This is a genomic window from Micromonospora sp. ATLC16, assembly GCF_057196645.1.
The window spans coordinates 58302-78066 of sequence record NZ_JBXUOW010000005.1; the positions used below are offsets into that span (position 1 = coordinate 58302).

General features: G+C 71.0%; 17 protein-coding genes and 1 pseudogene. 9 read left to right on the forward strand and 9 right to left on the reverse strand.

What is annotated here, in order from left to right:
- Positions 1 to 4 precede the first annotated feature (4 nt).
- Positions 5 to 898 (reverse strand): tryptophan 2,3-dioxygenase, encoded by an 894-nt coding sequence (locus AC2CHE_RS03835; protein WP_484503487.1) that lies wholly within the window; start codon positions 896 to 898, stop codon positions 5 to 7.
- A 148-nt stretch (positions 899 to 1046) separates the two neighbouring features.
- Between AC2CHE_RS03835 and AC2CHE_RS03840 the strand changes: the two genes are divergently transcribed.
- The 3 genes from AC2CHE_RS03840 (at position 1047) to AC2CHE_RS03850 (ending at position 2991) form a co-directional block, all read left to right on the forward strand.
- Positions 1047 to 1526, forward strand: a complete 480-nt coding sequence (locus AC2CHE_RS03840; RefSeq protein ID WP_484503488.1) for an Lrp/AsnC family transcriptional regulator — start codon at positions 1047 to 1049, stop codon at positions 1524 to 1526.
- A gap of 73 nt (positions 1527 to 1599) precedes the next feature.
- Entirely contained in the window at positions 1600 to 2142 is a 543-nt protein-coding gene (locus tag AC2CHE_RS03845) for a hypothetical protein (protein WP_484503489.1), read from the forward strand.
- A gap of 12 nt (positions 2143 to 2154) precedes the next feature.
- Entirely contained in the window at positions 2155 to 2991 is an 837-nt protein-coding gene (locus AC2CHE_RS03850) for a class F sortase (protein ID WP_484503490.1), read from the forward strand.
- A gap of 188 nt (positions 2992 to 3179) precedes the next feature.
- On the opposite strand, the gene AC2CHE_RS03855 is transcribed toward AC2CHE_RS03850, so the two are convergent.
- Positions 3180 to 3713, reverse strand: a complete 534-nt coding sequence (locus AC2CHE_RS03855) for an HNH endonuclease (RefSeq protein WP_484503491.1) — start codon at positions 3711 to 3713, stop codon at positions 3180 to 3182.
- Between the two features lie 250 nt (positions 3714 to 3963).
- Here AC2CHE_RS03855 and AC2CHE_RS03860 point away from each other — a divergent pair, with 250 nt between their 5' ends.
- The 3 genes from AC2CHE_RS03860 (at position 3964) to AC2CHE_RS03870 (ending at position 7120) form a co-directional block, all read left to right on the forward strand.
- Positions 3964 to 5016 carry a mechanosensitive ion channel family protein gene (locus tag AC2CHE_RS03860; protein WP_484503492.1) on the forward strand — a complete coding sequence of 351 codons (1053 nt, stop codon included), beginning with the start codon at positions 3964 to 3966 and terminating at the stop codon, positions 5014 to 5016.
- Positions 5017 to 5239: 223 nt separating this feature from the next.
- On the forward strand, positions 5240 to 6628 hold the full coding sequence (locus AC2CHE_RS03865; protein WP_484503493.1) for an MFS transporter: 1389 nt from the start codon (positions 5240 to 5242) through the stop codon (positions 6626 to 6628).
- A 63-nt stretch (positions 6629 to 6691) separates the two neighbouring features.
- Positions 6692 to 7120 (forward strand): globin, encoded by a 429-nt coding sequence (locus AC2CHE_RS03870; protein WP_484503494.1) that lies wholly within the window; start codon positions 6692 to 6694, stop codon positions 7118 to 7120.
- 45 nt (positions 7121 to 7165) lie between these two features.
- Here AC2CHE_RS03870 and AC2CHE_RS03875 read toward each other — a convergent pair whose 3' ends face one another.
- From AC2CHE_RS03875 to ettA, 4 genes are all read right to left on the reverse strand, one after another.
- Positions 7166 to 7750 carry a type III secretion system chaperone family protein gene (locus AC2CHE_RS03875; RefSeq protein ID WP_484503495.1) on the reverse strand — a complete coding sequence of 195 codons (585 nt, stop codon included), beginning with the start codon at positions 7748 to 7750 and terminating at the stop codon, positions 7166 to 7168.
- A 130-nt stretch (positions 7751 to 7880) separates the two neighbouring features.
- A complete protein-coding gene (locus AC2CHE_RS03880; RefSeq protein ID WP_484503496.1) occupies positions 7881 to 8561 on the reverse strand; it encodes a DUF8185 domain-containing protein in 681 nt (226 codons plus the stop codon).
- Positions 8558 to 9001, reverse strand: a complete 444-nt coding sequence (locus AC2CHE_RS03885) for an acyl-CoA thioesterase (RefSeq protein WP_484503497.1) — start codon at positions 8999 to 9001, stop codon at positions 8558 to 8560. The genes AC2CHE_RS03880 and AC2CHE_RS03885 overlap by 4 nt, the downstream gene beginning before the upstream one ends.
- Before the next feature lie 14 nt (positions 9002 to 9015).
- On the reverse strand, positions 9016 to 10692 hold the full coding sequence (ettA, locus tag AC2CHE_RS03890; protein ID WP_484503498.1) for an energy-dependent translational throttle protein EttA: 1677 nt from the start codon (positions 10690 to 10692) through the stop codon (positions 9016 to 9018).
- A gap of 344 nt (positions 10693 to 11036) precedes the next feature.
- Between ettA and AC2CHE_RS03895 the strand changes: the two genes are divergently transcribed.
- The 3 genes and pseudogenes from AC2CHE_RS03895 to AC2CHE_RS03905 all read left to right on the forward strand — a co-directional run.
- A complete protein-coding gene (locus AC2CHE_RS03895; RefSeq protein WP_093411226.1) occupies positions 11037 to 12437 on the forward strand; it encodes an alpha,alpha-trehalose-phosphate synthase (UDP-forming) in 1401 nt (466 codons plus the stop codon).
- A 41-nt stretch (positions 12438 to 12478) separates the two neighbouring features.
- The gene (otsB, locus tag AC2CHE_RS03900; RefSeq protein WP_484503563.1) at positions 12479 to 15040 is read left to right on the forward strand and encodes a trehalose-phosphatase; all 2562 of its coding nucleotides are present in this window, start codon (positions 12479 to 12481) and stop codon (positions 15038 to 15040) included.
- Positions 15041 to 15319: 279 nt separating this feature from the next.
- Positions 15320 to 15742: pseudogene (locus tag AC2CHE_RS03905) on the forward strand (hypothetical protein); the annotation flags it as partial.
- 350 nt (positions 15743 to 16092) lie between these two features.
- Here the strand turns inward: AC2CHE_RS03905 and cobA are convergent.
- From cobA to cobC, 3 genes are all read right to left on the reverse strand, one after another.
- Positions 16093 to 17355, reverse strand: a complete 1263-nt coding sequence (gene cobA / locus AC2CHE_RS03910; protein ID WP_484503499.1) for a uroporphyrinogen-III C-methyltransferase — start codon at positions 17353 to 17355, stop codon at positions 16093 to 16095.
- A gap of 127 nt (positions 17356 to 17482) precedes the next feature.
- Complete coding sequence (gene cobT / locus AC2CHE_RS03915) at positions 17483 to 18595, reverse strand: nicotinate-nucleotide--dimethylbenzimidazole phosphoribosyltransferase (protein ID WP_484503564.1); 1113 nt, start codon at positions 18593 to 18595, stop codon at positions 17483 to 17485.
- Positions 18595 to 19680, reverse strand: coding sequence for an Rv2231c family histidinol phosphate aminotransferase CobC (gene cobC / locus AC2CHE_RS03920; RefSeq protein ID WP_484503500.1), 1086 nt, complete (start codon positions 19678 to 19680; stop codon positions 18595 to 18597). Before cobC ends, cobT begins: the two co-directional genes overlap by 1 nt.
- Positions 19681 to 19765: the final 85 nt, after the last annotated feature.

Here is a 19765-nt window from a genome sequence, read left to right on the forward strand (position 1 = left end):
CGCCTCACATCGCCGTCCGGGCCGACCACAGTTCCGGGAACACCACCCGGGCCATGCTGCGTTGCAGCCACGCCAGCCCGGCGGAGCCGCCGCTGCCCACCTTGGCACCCATCGTCCGCTGCACCGCCTTGATGTGGTTGTGCCGCCAGTCGCCGAACTGCTCGGCCACCTCGGTCAGTGCCTCGCCGAGCAGCCGCAGGTGGTTGTCCGGGCCGGCATCGGCGTAGATCCGCACCCAGGCCGCCTCCACGGCGGGGTGCGTCTCGTGTTCGGTGGCCACGTCCCGCTCCAGCAGCTCCGCCGGCAGGTCGTGACCGTGCCGGGCGAGCACCGCGACCACGTCGTCCCAGACGCTCGGGGTGGCCAGGGCGTCGGTGAGCTCGGCGTGCACCTCGGTCTGCCGACGGAACGGGCGGATCAGTGCCGGGTCCCGCAGCCCGAGCAGGAACTCCAGGTGTCGGTACATGGCCGACTGGAAACCCGACCCCTCGCCGAGCATGTTGCGGAAACGGTTGAAGTCGGCCGGGGTCATCCAGCGCAGGCCCCGCCAGGCGGCGTTGAGCCCCTCCAGGTGCAGCGCGGCGCGGCGCAGCGGGGCCAACGCATCCCACACCCGATCGGCGCGCAACAGCCGGGACGTCTCCCGCAGCTCGTGGCAGGTCAGGCCGAAGTACAACTCCATGATCTGGCTGACCATCAGGAAGGACATCTCGCCCGGGTCCGCGCTGAGCGGCTGTTGCAGGCGATGCAGCGTACTGGCCTGCACGTACGCGTCGTACGGCACCCGTTCGGCGAACTCCAGGGTGGGCTCGCCGCCGTTGCGTGCGGCGCGGGCCACGCGCTGTCGTGCGGTGGCCGGACGCACCTCCGTCCGGGGGCGCAGTTCGGTCTGCTCCATGCGTCCGCTCCTTCCAGCTCGCCCGTCCAGTCATGATCTCCCGTCAGGTTGGTCGGATGGAATGCCTGTTCAACGGCGCTTTCCGTAGTAGACCTATGGAACAGGAGCCGCTCGCCGGGTTTGACTTGTCGGACGTAAGGTCACGAGCATGGACGAGATGGACTGGGCCCTGCTCCGCGAGTTGCAGGCCGATGCACGGCTGTCCTTCAGCGAGTTGTCCCGGCGGGTGCACCTGTCCCCACCCGCGGTGGCCGAACGGGTGCGTCGGCTGGAGGAGACCGGCGTGATCAGTGGGTACCACGCCCACGTCGACCTGGCTCGGGCCGGTCGCAACATGGTCGCGCTGATCCGGATGTCCTGTTACGGCGCCCGCTGCATCCTGCACGACCCCGACGTCGCGCGGTGGCCGGAAATTCTGGAGATCCACCGGATCACCGGTGACGCGTGCAGCGTGCTCAAGGTCGCGGCCGGTTCGATCACGGACTTCGAGGCGGTTATCGACCGCCTCGCCCCCTACGGGCAGCCGTCGAGCACGATGGTCCTCTCCACCCCGCTCGCCTGGCGGCCCGTCACCCCGAAGGAAGCGCCCCCGCCTGACGTCCGTCCCCGTCGCCGGGATGCGGGTTAGCCGCCGGAGCAGAGGGAAAGCCGCCCGGGTCGCCCCAACAGGACCGGTACGCCGGTGCCGGGAGGGAGGGATCATGCGAGGTCTGCAACCGTACGGAGGCGTCCACCGCGCCCCGTCGACCATCGCCCGACTGTGCGGGGCGTTCGTCCTGATCGCGGCGTTCGCCCTGGCCGGGCTCGTCCTGCCCGATGCACCCGCCAAGGCGAACGAGAACACCTTCGTCGAGGTGACGCCGAACAGCGTCCAGGCCGGTTCCCGGGTGAGCATCCGGGCCAACTGCGACAACGCCAACGACCGCCAGGCCGAGGTGACCTCGGACGCCTTCAACCGGGTCTATCTCCGGCCGGACAACGGCTTTCTCACTGGTTCGGTCACCGTGCCCGGCAACAAGGCGGCCGGCGACTACCCGGTGCACCTGCGCTGTGACAACGACCGGACCGCCAGCACCAGGCTGACCGTGCTGAACATGGAACAGCCCACCAAGGGACCGGCGACCGGTGGCGGCGGCACGGCCGACCGGGGCACCGGCTCGATGCTGCTGCTGGGCGGCATGGCCACAGTGGCCGCGGCGGTGGTCTTCGGGCTGCTGAGCAGCCGGCGCCGGACCGGTTCCTGACCCACAGTCACCATGGCCGGCTTCCGCGTACCCGCGCCGGAACCGGGCCCCGGACCACGCCGGAGCACCACCCGTCGGAGCCAGCGTGCCTGGCGGCGGGTGGTCGCGGCCGGCGGCCGGCTGGTCCGGGTCGCCGCACAGATGGGTTCGGCCAGCGTCGCCATGCCCGATCCCGCGGCGGCACCGCTGCCGCCCAGACGGCCACGGGCCTGGGCGGTGGGGCACAGACACCGGGGTCGCTCCGGTCCAGGGCTACCGGTACTGGTGATCGGCACGCTGATGCTGCTGATCATCGCGATGCTCGGCGTCGAACGGCTGACCGGGCTGAGCCTGCTACCGGACCGCTTCATCGCCGGCCTGGTGCCACCACCCAAGAAGTTTCCGCTGCTGGCGGCGAGCGAGCCGGTCGGAATCGAAATCAACAAGATCGACCTGGCCGCCCCGGTACACAACGTGGGCATCGCGCCCGACGGCAGCATCGCCGCGCCGCCGGCCGAGCGGGCCCAGGAGGCGGGCTGGTACGACCAGGGGCCCACCCCCGGTCAGTACGGACCGGCCGTCATCGTGGGGCACGTCGACACCACCACCGGCCCGGCCGTCTTCCATCAACTGAACCAGTTGCGGACCGGAGATCGGGTCGAGGTCGCCCGCTCGGACGGCACGGTGGCGGTCTTCGAGGTCGACCGGGTCGACCGGTTCGACAAGGAGCAACTGCCGACGGACGACGTCTTCGGTGACTTCAGTCGTCCCCAGCTGCGGCTGATCACCTGCGGCGGGCGCTGGGTCGGTGGGGAGACCGGTTACGCGGACAACGTGGTGGTTTTCGCTTCTCTTGTCGAGGCTCGTTAGGACTCACTGGTGGGTTTCCGGGGAGCCCGGCCCGCTCCGGGCGGTCAGGCTTGATCCCTGCGCGGGCCGGGCTCCCCGGAAACCTGTTCGGCGCATTCGCCGCGTGAAACGCGCGGGTGTCGTTCGCGCATCGTGTGGGAGATCTGGATGGTGTACTCCCGGCGGGCACGCCGGGAGTGCCCGTGGGGTCAGGCGGCTTCGGATTCGCGGAGGTCCAGCCAGTCGGCCCAGCGTGGGTCGGGGGCGCGGTGACCGAGCACCCGCCAGGCGATGCCCTTCGGGGCGGTCGGCAACGCGTGCAGTCGCCAGCCCAGTTCGGCCGGAGTCTTGTCACCCTTGGTGTGGTTGCACCTGGCACAGGCGGCGACCACGTTCTCCCAGGCGTGCCGGCCGCCCCGGCTGCGAGGGAAGACGTGGTCGATGGTCTCCGCCGGGCCCCGGCAGTAGGCGCACCGCCAGCCGTCCCGGGCGAAGATCGCCCGGCGGGACAGGCCCACGTGGGTGCGGTACGGCACCCGGACGAAACGGGTGAGCCGGACGACCGAGGGCACCGGCAGCGCGCTGCGGGCGCTGTGCAGGATGCCCTCACCATCGGCGACACAGACCGCTTTGGCGGAGAGCACGAGAATCGCGGCACGACGTACCGACACGACACACAGCGGCTCGTAGGTGGCGTTGAGGACCAGCGCACCGGAGCCCACCGTGGGTCGTATGTCAGGCATCGCGTCACCCTCCCGGTCAAGCGGCTTACCACTCGCCACCGCCGACCGGCGTCGGGCACAGCCCCACACCACGTCGACGCCGGCCGGATCACCGACGTCCGCTGCGCCAATAGTCCCTGATCGGACCCGCGAATGCACGCACTAATCCTGGCTACCCGGCGCTTTCCCCCGGGCAGCGCTCGACCGGCCGGGCGGCACCGGCCGGTGGGTCGACGGCGGACCCGCCGACCGGTTGCGGTACGAAAACAGGGTGACCGTCAGCAGCCTCAGCCCCACCTCCGCCCCGTCGAGTCCGGACTCGGTCGAGACACCCAGCCCGGAGTGCCTGGACGAGGCCCTTTGCAAGATCGTTTTCAACTGGACCGACTCGGTGTGGTTGGCCGAGGGCAGCTTCTGGATCCTCGTCAAGCCACTACGGATCATCCTGATCCTGGTGTTGGCGCTGGCGGCCCGATGGCTGGTGCACCGCACGATCCGCCGGCTCGTGCGCAGCACCAGCGACGCCGATGTGCCGACCATGCTCCGCCCGCTGCGCGAGCGCATCCCGAGCGCCGCCACCGAACCCGGCGAGTTCGTTCCCGAGCGTCGCCGGCAGCGCGCCGAGGCCATCGGTTCGGTGCTCCGGAGCCTGAGCACCGCGTTCATCTTCGGCATCGCCCTGCTGATGGTGCTCAAGGAGTTCAGCTTCGACCTGGCACCGCTGCTGGCCAGCGCGGGCATCGCCGGTGTGGCCCTCGGTTTCGGCGCGCAGAGCCTGGTCAAGGACCTGATCGCGGGCCTGTTCATGCTGATCGAGGATCAGTACGGGGTGGGCGACAACGTCGATCTCGGCGAGGCGACCGGCGTGGTCGAGGCGGTCGGGCTGCGGGTCACCACCGTCCGGGACGCCCGAGGCGTGCTCTGGTACATCCGAAACGGCGAGATCATCCGGGTGGGCAACAAGAGCCAGGGGTGGGCGTTGGTGGTGGTCGACCTGCCGATCGGTTTCGCCGGCACCGAGGAGGCGACGGCCGTGCTGCGTACCGCCGCCGCGTCGATGGCGGTGGACCCGGAGCTGGCCAGTTCGATCGTCGAGCCGCCGGAGGTGCTCGGTGTCGAGCAGGTCACGGTGGAAGGCACGGTGATCCGCACGGTGGTGAAGACGACCGCCGACGGTCAGTTCAGGGTCGGCCGGGAGCTGCGGCGCCGGCTGGCCGAGGCGCTGGAGAACTCCGGTATCACGGCGAGGATCGCGGCGGGCCGCCTCTACCCCGGGATACCTACTCGATCGGACTCCGAGACCGGTCAAGGCGGCGCCACCTGAGCCGACCGGCGGGGGTCGCGACTGAGCGGCCCCCTCGGGTATCGTCCGTTCGTTCAGTCGGAGATGCGACCAACCAACCGTTCGCCCTAGCCAGTTGTCAGACGATCGGGCAGAATCCGGTGCACGCGCTTACCGAGCGGTGTCACGTCCTCGCTGATCCGCAGACCTGACGATGGTCCCGGGCGGCCATCACGAGTGGCCAGACGCCGGGACGATGGAGGCGATGGTGTCCGACGAGCGACCTTCTCCGGAGGGGCCGGCCACCTTCCGGGAGGTTTTCGCCCAACCTGAGTACCGCGCCGTCTTCGCGGCCAACACGCTGACCTGGGTCGGTGACTACGTCGCCAGGGCAGCCGTCACCCTCCTGGTCTACCGGGAAACCGAGTCCGTGGCGCTGTCGGCGGCCGCCTTCGCGGTCAGCTATCTACCCTGGCTGGTCGGCGGCCCGTTGTTGGCCACGGTCGCCGAGCGGCACCCGTACCGACAGGTGATGGTCGTCTGCGACCTCGTCCGGATGGCGCTGATGCTGCTGGTCGCCATCCCCGGGATGCCGGTTCCGTTGATCCTGGTGCTGCTGTTCGCCACCACGCTGGCGAACCCACCGAGTCAGGCCGCCCGGTCGGCCTTGATGCCGCTGATTCTGCCCGGGGACCGCCTCGTCGTCGGGCTGTCCGTCAACGCCAGCGTGGGGCAGGCCGCCCAGGTGGTCGGATACCTGCTCGGCGCCGCCATCGCAACGGTCAACCCCACCGCCGCGCTGCTGATGAACGCGCTCGCCTTCGCGCTGTCCGCCGTGATCGTCCGACTCGGGGTACACGACCGGCCACCGGCGATGACCAGGGCCCACCGCAGCCACCTGCTGCGGGAGACCGCCGCGGGCTTTCACATCGTTTTCGGGACGCCGGTGCTGCGCGCCATCGCCATCCTGGTCTTCAGCGCCATGCTCTTCTCCATCGTGCCCGAAGGGCTGGCCGCCGCCTGGGCCAACGAACACGCCGGCCAGAGCATGGACCCCGGGCTGGCGCAGGCGGTGATCATGGCGGCCACCCCGGCCGGCTTCATCCTCGGCGGTCTGATCATCGGCCGTACCGTCGCACCCGCCCGCCGACTGCGCCTGCTACGACCGCTGGCCGTGGGCGCCCCACTGGCGCTGGTGCCCGCGCTGTTGGATCCGCCGCCGGTGGTGGTGGCGCTGCTCGCCGCCATCTGCGGATTTGCCGTCGCCGGGCTGCTTCCGACGGCCAACGGGCTTTTCGTCCGGGCCCTTCCGGACGGCTTCCGGGCCCGAGCGTTCGGTGTCATGGCGACCGGCACGCAGGTCATCCAGGGTGCGGCCGTACTGGTGACCGGATTGCTGGCCGAGCGGTTCCCGATTCCGCTCGTGGTGGGGGTGTGGAGCGTCGCCGGGGTGCTGTTGATGTCGATCGTCGCCCTGCGCTGGCCCGACCAGCAGACCGTGGCCGCCTCCGTCGACGCCGCCCAAGCCGCCTCCGCAACCGCCACCGACACCGCGAGCACCGAGGCCACCGCCGATGCCGGACCAGTGGCGGACACCTCTCCCGATGATCCCGGGCAGGTGGGTCCGGGGCGGCCCCGGCACGCGGTGACCTGAGCCACCCTCGTTCACCCGGTGCCGCCCGGGCGCGCGCCCCGGCGGGCCTGGCAGGATGGAACGGTGAATCCCGCAGGTGAGTCCGAAGGCCACGGCGAAGCGGTCACGTTCTTCGACGCCGTCGGCGGTGAGCCCACGTTCCGCAGGCTGGTCGAGGAGTTCTACGCCGGCATCGCCGCCGATCCGCTGCTGCGCCCGATGTATCCGGAGGAGGATCTGGGCCCGGCCGCCGACCGGATGCGGCTCTTCCTCATGCAGTACTGGGGCGGCCCGAACACCTACTCAGCGCAGCGGGGCCACCCCCGACTGCGGATGCGCCACGCCCCGTTCCGGATCGGCGCGGCCGAACGCGACGCCTGGCTGCGGCACATGCGCCGGGCTGTCGACAGCCTCGACCTGCCCCCGGCACTGGCCACGGAACTGTGGAACTACCTGGAACGGGCGGCGTACTTCATGGTGAACGACATGACGGACCCGGCCGCCCACGGCTGAACTCCACCGCCCCGCCACCACTGCGGGGGCGGCTGTCGCCGCCGCTCAGAGCAGGGCGCCCTCGTCGTGCAGCCAGTCGACGAAGCTGGTCGCCACGGCGGCGCCACAATCGAGCAGCTCGACCAGGAGCGCGTCGTGGGCACCGGCCGCGAGCGGGACCTGCAACTCGGCGTAGATCGGCAACTGGCCGCGCTCGGTGGGGTCACCCACGTACGCCTTGCAGAAACGTCGGGTGTGGTTCCACTCGTTGACCACCCGGTAGGCCCGGTCCGCCCAGTCCGGCGGCACCGTCGCGTGTGGCCGGGCCCGCAGCACGAGGATCTCGTCCTCCGGCCCCTCCAGGGCGACCAGCACCGCGTGCCGTTCCCACATGGCCAGCAGGTTGCCGTCGCCGTCGGCCAGGTAGCGCACGTCGAGCAGGTCGAGCGCGTCGCAGATCCGACGCAGGGTGACCTGTTCGACGGTGGCCGGCATGTCGGCGATCAGCGGGCGCTCCGCAGCCGGGCAGTCGCCGCCCGGTTGGCGGGGCGTCGGCGGGCCGACCCGGACGGTACCTTCCACCATGATCCTGCTTCGAGTTTCCGGGTCACCGCCACTGGCGGGACCTGGACGCCATGACCACCACGGCATCGCTCGCGCACCTCACTCCCCAGCGGATCCGGTCGCCTACAGTGGGTGGATCCGAGGATGGACGGTACCCGGACAGCCGGGACGAAGCACCCCCCCAACGGCAGCACCAAGCCGGAAGGATGAGTAGCGGTCATCCTTTCGCATGACCCCCGGATGGCCGTACGACAAGGTCGGTTGCCTTCTGCGACCAGATGGCTCCGTACGGTCCCACCAGTCCGACCCATCGGCCAGCCGCACGTACCTGCACGCCGTCACCATCTGCCGAATCCTCGGAGGCACCGAGGAAACCCATGCGAACCAGGCCCTGCACCATCCGCTGAGTCACCTCCACCGGACGGTCAGGCTCGTCGTCGGGGGTGACCACCACCGCCACGTGGTCCAGCAGGGCGTCGCGGAGCAACCGCTGCCCCACCGCCCGGCCGCCCACGCCGTGCTCGGCCGCCTCGCGCAGGGTGCCCGCCGCCGCGTCGGCCAGCCGGCGCAGTTCCCCGCCCGGCAGCGTCTCGACCCGACGGCTCACCGCCGGCGGCAGGGCCCAACGCCACTGCGCGTCGCGGCGGTGCGGCAGGTCCGCACGGCCGGCCGCGAGTTCGGCGAGCAACTGCCCGGCGGAGACTGTCACATCACCAGGACCCGCGCCGGCCACCGTACGCACCGCCAGCACTTCCCACGGCAGTCGCGCCCAGAGGGCGGTACGCGCGCCGACAGCGGCCGGCCTCAGCCGGACCAGGGCGGCGCTCTCCAGCCGGACGAGCCGGGCCAGGAACGCCCCCGCGTCGGCGACGTCGACGATGCCGTGTCCGACGCTCACGGCGCGCCCTCCGGGGCGTAGCCGAGCAGGAACGTCCGCTCCGGCTCGCTGAGCCGCCGGGGCACCTGCCGGTCCAGGTCGAACGGCACCAGCACCGAACGCGCCCTGCTGATGAGCAGTTCGCCGTCGAACATCTCGTAGCCGACCGTGAAGGACGCGGCGCGCAACTGTTCCACCCACAGCTCGATCCGCACGGTGGGTGCGGTCTCGACGGTGGCCCGGTCGAGGGCGTAGTCCACCGGCCGCAGGTAGTCGACCTCGTGCCGGCGGATCACCACGCCCTCGGCGAACGAGCCGACCCCGTACGCTCGGGCGCCGACGAACATCAACGCCACCCGGGCCTCCTCGTAGAGGGTGAGGAAGCGGGCGTTGTTGACGTGGCCGTACGCGTCCAGGTCCGACCAGCGCAGCGTGCAGTGGAAGGCGAACCGGTCAGCCACGACAGACCGCCCGGTCAGTCACGGGTCAGCTTGCGGTAGGTCACCCGGTGCGGCCGGGCCGCCTCGGCACCCAACCGGTCGACCTTGTTCTTCTCGTACGCCTCGAAGTTGCCCTCGAACCAGAACCACTTCGACGAGTCCTCGTCGTCACCCTCCCAGGCCAGGATGTGCGTGGCGACCCGGTCCAGGAACATCCGATCGTGGGAGATCACCACGGCACAGCCGGGGAACTCCAGCAACGCGTTCTCCAGGCTGGAGAGAGTCTCCACGTCCAGGTCGTTGGTCGGCTCGTCGAGCAGGATGACGTTTCCGCCGATCTTCAACGTCAGCGCCAGGTTGAGCCGGTTACGCTCGCCGCCGGAGAGCACCTTGGTCGGCTTCTGCTGGTCGGGGCCCTTGAAGCCGAACGCCGCGATGTACGCCCGCGACGGCATCTCGACCTTGCCCACCATGAGGTGGTCCAACCCGTCGGAGACGACCTCCCAGACGGTCTTGTCGCCGTCGAGGCCCTGCCGGTTCTGGTCGACGTAGGACAGCGAGACGGTCTCGCCGACCCGGACCGAGCCGCCGGTCGGTTCCTCCAGCCCCACGATGGTCTTGAACAGGGTGGTCTTGCCGACGCCGTTCGGACCGATGATGCCGACGATGCCGTTGCGCGGCAGCGAGAAGGAGAGGTTGTCGATCAGCACCCGCTCGCCGAAGCCCTTGTTCAGGTTGTTCGCCTCGATGACGGTGTTGCCCAGACGCGGACCCGGTGGGATCTGAATCTCCTCGAAGTCCAGCTTGCGGGTCTTCTCCGCCTCGGCGGCCATTTCGTCGTACCGGTCGAGGCGGGCCTTGGACTTGGTCTGCCGGGCCTTGGCGTTGGAGCGCACCCAGTCCAGCTCGTCGGCCAGGCGCTTCTTCATCTTGGCGTCGCGGCGACCCTCGACCGCCAGCCGGGCCGCCTTCTTCTCCAGGTAGGTGGAGTAGTTGCCCTCGTACGGGTAGGCCCGACCGCGGTCCAGCTCCAGGATCCAGTTGGCCACGTTGTCCAGGAAGTAGCGGTCGTGGGTGATGGCGACGACGGTGCCGGCGTACTTGGCCAGGTGCTGCTCCAGCCACTGCACGCTCTCGGCGTCCAGGTGGTTGGTGGGCTCGTCGAGCAGCAGCAGGTCGGGGGCCTCCAGCAGCAGCTTGCAGAGGGCGACCCGGCGGCGCTCACCACCGGAGAGCTGGGTGACGTCGGCGTCCGGCGGCGGGCAGCGCAGCGCGTCCATGGCCAGTTCGAGCTTGGAGTCGATGTCCCACGCGTCGGCGTGGTCCAGCTCCTCCTGGAGCCGGCCCATCTCCTCCATCAGGTCGTCGGAGTAGTCGGTGGCCATCTGCTCGGCGATCTTGTTGAACCGCTCCAGCTTGGCCTTCGTCTCGGTGACCGCCTCCTCGACGTTGCCGAGCACGGTCTTGGCGTCGTTGAGGGGCGGCTCCTGGGCGAGCATTCCCACGGTGAAGCCGGGCATCAGGCGGGCCTCGCCGTTGCTCGGCTGATCCCAACCCGCCATGATCTTGAGCAGGCTGGACTTGCCGGCGCCGTTCGGGCCCACCACCCCGATCTTGGCGCCCGGCAGGAAGTTCAGCGTCACGTTGTCGAGCACGACCTTGTCGCCGTGCGCCTTGCGCGCCTTGTCCAGGACGTAGATGAACTGGGCCACGGTGCGGGCTCCTCCGTCGCTTTCGATCGCCGATTTCGCGTGCCACGGACGCGGGCCAGGGCCGCCGTCCGTCGCTGTCGGCCGGGAGCCGGCCGCGCGCACGCCGATGTCAATCCTGACAGGTACGCCGGGCCGCGCCCACATCGCCCCGCCAGAGCGGCTCCTCCGGGGCCGGAACACCGCCCTGAGGGCCGGTCGGGGCGACTCACCTGTCAACATGATCACGTCCAGGGTTCGCCGAGTTCGGGCCGGGTAGGTGAGTCCGGCACAGGGGGAACAGACGCCGCAGCTACGCTCAGTACGCTCATCGCGGTGGACCCGTCAGCACCCGGAGGTGGCCGATCGTGACCGTCCGTAGCTCCTTTGTCGTAGTGGCGAACCGACTGCCGGTCGACGAGGTGAGCACACCCGAGGGACGCCAGTGGCGACGCAGCCCCGGCGGGCTGGTCACCGCGCTACATCCCGTTCTCGCCGAACACCAGGGCACCTGGGTCGGCTGGGCAGGCGGCACCGGCGCAGCCCCCGAGCCGTTCGACCTGGAGGGCATCCGGCTGCACCCGGTGCCACTGAGCGCAGAGGAACTGGAGCGCTACTACGAGGGGCAGTCCAACGCGACGATCTGGCCGCTCTACCACGACGCCGTCGAGACGCCCGCCTACAAGCGCCGCTGGCGTGAGGCGTACCGTCTGGTCAACGCCCGGTTCGCGGAGGCCGCGGCGGAGGTCGCCGCCGAAGGGGCGACGGTCTGGGTCCAGGACTACCAGCTCCAACTGGTGCCGGCGATGCTCCGGGAGCTGCGCCCGGACCTGCGGATCGGCTTCTTCCTGCACATCCCGTTCCCGCCGATCGAGCTGTTCATGCAGATGCCGTTCCGCGCCGAGATCCTGCGCGGTCTGCTCGGCGCCGACCTGGTCGGTTTCCAGCAGCGGCTCGCCGCACAGAACTTCGTCCGGCTCGCCCGGCACCTGCTCGGGCTGCGGTACGAGGGCCAGATGATCCAGGTGGACGGCCGTCAGGTCAAGGCCGGCGCGTTCCCCATCTCGATCGACACGCAGGAGATGGAGCGGTTGGCCGCCGACCCGGCGATCCAGGCGCGGGCCAAGGAGATCCGCGAGGAGCTGGGCAATCCCCGGACGATCATCCTGGGCGTCGACCGGCTCGACTACACCAAGGGCATCGAACTGCGCCTCAAGGCGTTCCGCGAGTTGCTGGCTGACGGAAAGTTGACAGTGCCCGACGCGGTTATGGTGCAGGTCGCCACACCGAGTCGGGAGCGGGTGGAGCACTACCAGGCACTTCGCGTCAAGGTTGAGCGCGAGGTTGGTCGGATTAATGGTGAATTCGGCCGGGTTGGCGTGCCGGCGGTGCATTATCTGCATCAGTCGTACAGTCGGACCGAACTGGCTGCGATGTACGCCGCCGCCGACGTGATGATGGTTACTCCGCTCCGAGACGGAATGAACCTGGTGGCCAAGGAGTACGTCGCATCAAGGGCGGACCACGGGGGCGCACTCGTACTCAGTGAGTTCGCCGGCGCCGCCACCGAGCTGCGTCAGGCGTTCCTGTGCAACCCGCACGACCCGGACGCGGTCAAGGACGCTCTGCTACGGGCCGTGCATGTGGAGAAGCCGGAGGCTCGTCGCCGTATGCGGACAATGCAACGCCATCTGCGCACCCACGATGTGGGGCACTGGGCGAAGTCCTTCCTCACCGAACTCGGTGTGCCCGACATGGAGGCAGCGTGAACGCGGCGTCCACCGAGAACATTACGCCCGTCGCGGGTCCGATGGATCCGGAACTGCGCGCCGCCATCGGGCGGATCGCCCGGGTACCCCAACTCCTGGTCGCCTGCGACTACGACGGCACGCTCGCACCGATCGTGGCGGACCCCAGCAAGGCCGTGCCACTGCCGGAATCGGTGGCCGCGGTGCGGGCCCTGGCGGCGCTGCCGCAGACCACCGTGGCGGTGGTCTCCGGCCGCGCGCTGCGCGACCTGGCCGCCCTCTCCCGGCTACCGAGCGAGGTCCACCTGGTCGGTAGCCACGGCTCCGAATTCGACATCGGCTTCGTCGAGCGGCTCTCCCCCGAGCTGATCGCCGTACGCACCCGGCTGCGGGAAGCGCTGCGGGACGTCGCCGCCGCCTACCCCGGCGTCCGCCTGGAACGCAAGCCGGCCAGTGTCGCCGTACACACCCGGGGGATGGATCCCGAGGCCGCCGCCGCCGCCATCGACGCGGTCCGCAGCGGCCCCGCGACCTGGCCGGACGTCACCGTCACCCAGGGCAAGGAGGTCATCGAGCTCTCCGTCGTGGCCACCCACAAGGGCACCGCCGTCGACCAGCTACGCACCCAACTCTCGGCCAGTGCGGTGCTCTTCATCGGCGACGACGTGACCGACGAGAACGCCTTCGGCAACCTGCACGGTCCGGACGCCGGCATCAAGATCGGCCCCGGTGAGACCAAGGCCGGTTACCGGGTGGCCGAGCCGATCGAGGCCGCCCGGGCGCTCGGGCTGCTGCTGGAGACCCGACGGCACTGGCTGTTCGGTGAACGGGCCGTACCGATCGAGCGGCACTCGATGCTGGCCAACGGTCGTACGGTCGCGCTGCTCACGCCGGACGCCAAGGTGAGCTGGCTGTGCAACCCGAAGCCCGACTCGGCGGCGATCTTCGCGGACCTGGTCGGCGGCAGCCCGGCCGGGCACTTCAGCGTCGCACCCGAACGGGGCGGCATTCCGCTGGGCCAGCGCTACCGCTCCGGCACGATGACCGTGGAGACCCGCTGGTCCGGTCTCACCGTCACCGACTGGCTGGACAAGCCGGACCCCAAGACCACGCCGGACGGCCCGGCGATCATCTCCGGCGACTCGACCCTGATCCGGGTACTCACCGGCACCGGTCGGGTTCGCCTCGAGTTCGCGCCCCGGCCGGAGTTCGCCCAGGTCGCCGTGCAGCTCCAGCCGCTCGGTGACGGCCTGCTGGTGCTCGGCTCCAACGAACCGGTGGCGCTCTACTCCCCCGGCGTGCAGTGGGAGGTCGGCAACGACGGCGGGTACGAGACCGCCAAGGCGGTGGTGGACCTCGCCGCGCTCGGTGGTCAGGTGGTGCTGGAGCTGCGCTTCGGTACGCACAGCCTGGAACACCACCGGCTACCCATCCACGAACGGCAGGCCGCGGCCGAACGCCCCTGGAAGGACTGGGTGGCCTCGCTGCGACTGCCGACCACCGCCCGGGACCTGGTCGCCCGCAGCGCACTGACGCTGCGCGGCCTCTGCCACGAGGCCAGCGGCTCGATCCTGGCGGCGGCGACCACCTCGCTGCCGGAGGAACTGGGCGGCGTCCGCAACTGGGACTACCGCTACTGCTGGCTGCGTGATGCCGCGATGACCGCCCGAGCGCTGGTCGACCTGGGCTCGATCGCCGAAGCCGAGGCTTTCCTGCGCTGGGTGGACGGCTGCGTGGAGCGCACCGGCGGGCACCCCGAGCGGCTGCACCCCCTCTACACGGTCGACGGCTACGAACTGGGTGCCGAGGCGGTCATCGACACCCTGCCGGGCTACGCCGGATCTCGCCCGGTACGCGTCGGCAACCTCGCCAACCACCAGCTCCAACTCGACGTCTTCGGCCCGATCGCCGACCTGATCGCCGCCACCGCCGACGTACGCGGCTCGGTACGCGCCGAGGAGTGGCGGGTGCTGGAGAACATGGTCGAGGCGGTCCGCCGCCGCTGGCACGAGCCGGATCACGGCATCTGGGAGGCCCGTCTGCCACCCCGGCACCACGTCTTCTCGAAGGTCATGTGCTGGATGACCGTCGACCGGGCGCTGCACGTCGTACGCCAGCACGGCGGCGAGGACCGCCCGGAGTGGGTGGAGCTGCGCGACCGGATCGGCGCCAACGTGCTGGAGTACGGCTGGCACGAGCACGCCGAGGCGTACAGCGTCGCGTACGGCGACGAGGACATGGACGCCTCGTCGCTGTGGATCGGGATCTCCGGACTGCTGGCCGGCGACGATCCCCGCTTCCTCTCCACCGTGTTGAAGATCGAGGCGGATCTGCGCAGCGGCCCGGTCGTCTACCGCTACCACTGGGACGACGGCCTGCCCGGCCGCGAGGGTGGCTTCCACATCTGCACGGCGTGGCTGATCGAGGCGTACCTGCGCACCGGCCGGCGGACCGACGCCGAGGAACTGTTCCTACAGATGGTCGACACGGCGGGTCCGACCGGGTTGCTGCCCGAGCAGTACGACCCGCTCGCCGAACGCGGCCTGGGCAACCACCCGCAGGCGTACAGCCACCTCGGCGTGGTCCGCTGCGCGCTGCTGCTGGACAACATGCTCAAGCAGTAACGGACCACCAGATCGCAGCGGCCGGTCACCACCCCTCTCCGGCCGCTTCCACGTCCGCGCCGCCCGACCCCACACTCCGCCCGACCCCACACTCCGCCCGACCCCACACTCCGCCCGACCCCACACTCCGCCCGACCCCACGCTCCGCCCGACCCCACGCTCCCCGTTGATCATGAGGTTAGCGGCAGTGTTGATCTTCAAAGTTGCCGCTAACCTCATGATCAACGTTTGTGGGGGGGTATGTCGGGGGGGCGGGGGGGCGGGGTCGGCTCGGGGTGGAATGGCGTGGGGACCGGCCAGTCGCAGATCGAGTTGGACGACGAGCAGGTCGGCAATGTGAAGGCGATCATCGGCGCGACGAAGAAGGCCGGTATGGACGAGCGCGCTGCGGTGGTGTCGATCGCGACGGCGTTGCAGGAGTCGAAGCTGGAGAACCTGGGCCACCTGGGTGACCGCAACGACCACGACTCGCAGGGTCTGTTCCAGCAGCGCCCGACGAGTGGCTGGGGCACGGTGGAGCAGATCACCCACCCCGAGTACTCGACCCTGGCGTTCCTCAAGGGCCTCAAGCAGGTCGACGGTTGGCAGGACATGCCGCTGACCGAAGCCGCGCAGACGGTGCAGGTGTCGGCCTACCCCGACCACTACGCCCAGTGGGAACAGCAGGCCGCCGACCTCGTCGCCGAACACTGGACCAGCTGACCCACCACCACCAACGGAACAGCTGACACCACCCGACAACCGACGACATTCCTCCACAGGGGGAACAGAAAGCCGCTGGCCGGCACCCGACACCCCGGGTGCCGGCCAGCGGCACACCCCCACACCGAAGCACCCGACCGCAGACAGCAGACCCCACCAGACCGCAGACCCACCCCGGCTGGCCTACGCCCGAACGCAGGTCTGACCAGGTCAGGCTGGGGGCGACCGTGCCCGGCGCAGGGATCAGGCCTGACCGCCCGGAGCCGGGCACGGTCGCCCCCAGCCCGAACCGCAACCACCCCGCCAAGCCGGAGACGCTCGCCCCGGCCCGAACCGCAACCATCCGCAAGTCAGAGCAGCTCGGCCGCCCGCAGCGCCTCGACCACGTCACCGACCACGACCACAGCCGGTGGACGCAGCCCCGCTGCGGTCACCGCGTCAGTCACCTCGCCGAGCGTCGAGCGGACTATCCGCTGGCCGCCGGTGGTGGCCTCCTGGATCACCGCAGCCGGCGTCCCGGCGGCCCGTCCGTGCGCCAGCAGCGTGCTGGAGATCGCCGGTAGGTTCTTCAGGCCCATCAGGATCACCAGCGTGCCGCGCAGGCGGGCCAGCGCCTCCCAGCGGACCAGCGATTCCGGCGATTCCGGCGCGACGTGCCCGGACACGACGGTGAACTCGTGCGCGACCGACCGGTGGGTGACCGGGATGCCCGCTGCGGCCGGCGCGGCGATCGAGCTGGTCACCCCTGGCACCACCGTGACCGGCACGCCGGCTGCCGCGCAGGCGAGCAGCTCCTCTCCGCCCCGCCCGAAGACGTACGGGTCGCCACCCTTGAGCCGGACCACGAAGGCTCCCGCCAACGCCCGGTCCACCAGAATCCGGTTGATCTCCTCCTGTGCCCGGGACGGACCGTAGGGAATCTTGGAGGCGTCCACCAGTTCCACGCCGGTGCGCAATTCGTCCAGGAGCAGTCCGGGCACGAGCCGGTCGGCGACCACCACGTCGGCCTCGCTGAGCAGCCGCCACCCTCGGAGGGTGATCAGTTCCGGGTCACCCGGGCCGGCGCCCACCAGGGCGACCCGGCCAGGGTGCGCACCCCCGCCAGCGGGGACGTCGCGAGGGTCACCCGGCTCGGCAGCGCCCGACACCAGCGGAACCTGTCCTTGCTGAAGCAGGGTGCGGATGGCGTCGCGGACGCTCACCGCCCGACGTGGGTCGCCGCCGCCGTGCACCGCCACCGTCACCGGGCCGTACCGGGTCACGGCCGGGGTCCAGGCCGTCGCCGCGTTCCGGTCGTCGGCGCGTACGCAGAAGATCCGACGTGCCGCGGCGGCGGCGCTGACCTCCGCCGCGGCGGCGGGGTCGTCGACGGCGACCTGCACCAGCCAGGCACCGTCGAGATCGTCGGCGACGAACCGGCGCGACATCCAGCGCAGTCGCCCGGCGTCGACGTGTGCCCGCAGCGCCGGGGTGAGTTCCGGCGCCACCAGCAGTACGTCCGCGTCCGCGTCGAGCAGCGCCGGGACCCGCCGCGTGGCGACCGCTCCCCCACCGACGACGACCACGCGGAGTCCGGCCAACCGGAGCCCGAGGGGGTACGCGTTGGCGCTCACGCCGCCGCCCGCCTCGCGGCCCGGCGGCGCGAGGCACCGGCTGTCGCACCTGACGGTGCGCTCATGCCGCCTCGCTCAGCGTCCGGACGAAGCTCGACACCGCGGCGGAGCCGAAGGGTTCGCCCGCTCACTTCTCGGCCACCCCGGCGGAGTCGAAGGTGCTCACCTCGTGCAGTACCCGAACTGCTCCGGTGACCACGGGCAGGGCCAGCAACGCACCGGTGCCCTCGCCGAGCCGCAGGCCGAGGTCGATCAGCGGGGTGAGGCCGAGCCGGTCCAGCGCGACCGTCGCGCCTGGCTCGGCGGAGCGGTGACCGGCGATCATGGCCGAGACGGAGTTCGGGGCGAAGGCCGCCGCGGCGAGCGCGGCGGAGACCGCGATCACCCCGTCCAGCAGTACCGGTACGCGACGCGCCGCCGCACCGAGTACGAACCCGGCCAGAGCGGCATGTTCCAGTCCACCGACGGCGGCCAGCACACCGAGCGGATCCGCCGGATCGGGACGGTGGCGGTGCAACGCGGCCCGCACCATCTCGATCTTGTGCTGGTAGGTCGGGTCGTCGACGCCGGTGCCCCGGCCGGTGGCCTCGGCGGCGTCGACGCCGGTGAAGGCGGCGACCAGTGCGGCGGCGGGAGTGGTGTTGGCGATCCCCATGTCACCGGTGAGCAGCACTGCGGCTCCGGCGTCGACCAGTTCCCCGGCGACGTCGATGCCTACCTCGACCGCCTCGCGCGCCTCCTCCCGGGTCATCGCGGCGGTGACGGTCATGTCCCGGGTGCCGCGCCGGACCGGCGCGCTGACCAGTCGGGGCACTCGCGGTCCGACCGTGCCGTCCAGGGCGGCACCGTCCGGATCGTCGGTGTCGGTCGTGTCGGCGACCGGCAACGGCCCGGCCACCCCGACGTCGATCACGGTCACCGAGGCGCCCGTCTGCCGGGCGAAGGTGTTGACCACCGCCCCACCGGCCAGGAAGTTCGCGACCATCTGCCCGGTGACCTCCTGCGGCCAGGGACTGACCCGTTGGGCGTGTACGCCATGGTCACCGGCGAAGATCGCCACCGCCGCCGGGTCGGGCACCGGCGGCGGGCAGATGCCGGCCAGGCCGGCGAGGCGTACGGACAGCTCCTCCAGCGCGCCGAGCGAGCCGGCGGGCTTGGTCAGACGCGCCTGCAACTGCCGCGCCGCGGTCATCGCCGGCTCGTCGAGCGGACCGATGGCCGCGATGGTGTTCTCCAGCATCATGCCTCCATGATCTCGGCCAGCACGTCGATGAACGCGTCGGTGGTCGCCCGATCCCGCACTGCGATCCGTAGCCAGTCGGAACCGAGTCCCGGAAACGTGTCGCCCCGGCGTACCGCCCAGCCCCGCGCCCGCAGCCGGTCCCGGATTCGGTCGGCCCCGGAGATCAGCACCAGCACGAAGGCGCTGGCCGGACGGCCGGCCACGCGTACCCCGGGCAGGGCTGACAGCCGCGCGACCAGGTGTTCCCGGTCGGCCGCGAGCTGCTCGGCGATGGCCCGTTCGGCCCGGACCGCCTCGGGGCCGGCGCAGGCCGTGGCGGCGGCCAGGGCGGGGGTAGAGACCGCCCAGAGCGGCTGTACGGCGGCCAGCCGGCGCAGCAGCGCCGCCTCGCCCAGCAGGTAACCGATCCGCAGCCCGGCCAGCCCCCAGGTCTTGGTGAGGCTGCGCACGACCAGCAGCCCCGGCAGGTCCCGGCGGCCGGCCAGCGACTCGGGTTCACCCGGTGCCCCAGGCGTGACGGCGGTGTCGGCGAACGCCTCGTCGACCACGAGTACCCGACCGGGGCGGGCCAGCGCGGCGAGATCGGCGGCGGGGTGCAGCACGGAGGTGGGATTCGTCGGGTTACCGATGACGACCAGGTCGGCGTCGGTGGGTACCCGCTCCGGGTGGAGCCGGAAACCGTCCGCCGGGTCGAGCAGCACCCGCCGCACGGTGTGCCCGGCGGCCCGAAGCGCGGCCTCCGGCTCGGTGAACTGCGGGTGCACCACCACCGGTCGACGTAGCCCGCGCAGCGCCTGAGCGAGCAGCACGAAGCCCTCGGCGGCACCGGCGGTGAGCAGCACCTCCTCCGGTGGCCGACGGTGCCGGGCGGCGACGGCGGCGCGGGCCGGACGCGGGTCCGGGTACGCGGCGAGGTCGGCCATCGACGCGGTGATCGGCTCGGCCAGCCAGGGCGGCAGCGGGGCGCGTCGCACGTTGACGGCGAGGTCGACCAGGCCCGCGGCGACCTCGGCGTCGCCGTGGTGGGCGAGGTCCGGCTCGGCCACCGACGCGCTGGATCTCGTGGTCAGCTGCCCATGCATGACCGCGATCCTGCCGGGAAGGCGGCGCGGGGAACAGCGACCCGGCGGGTGGGCCACATCACCACCGATCACTTCATGAGTATTT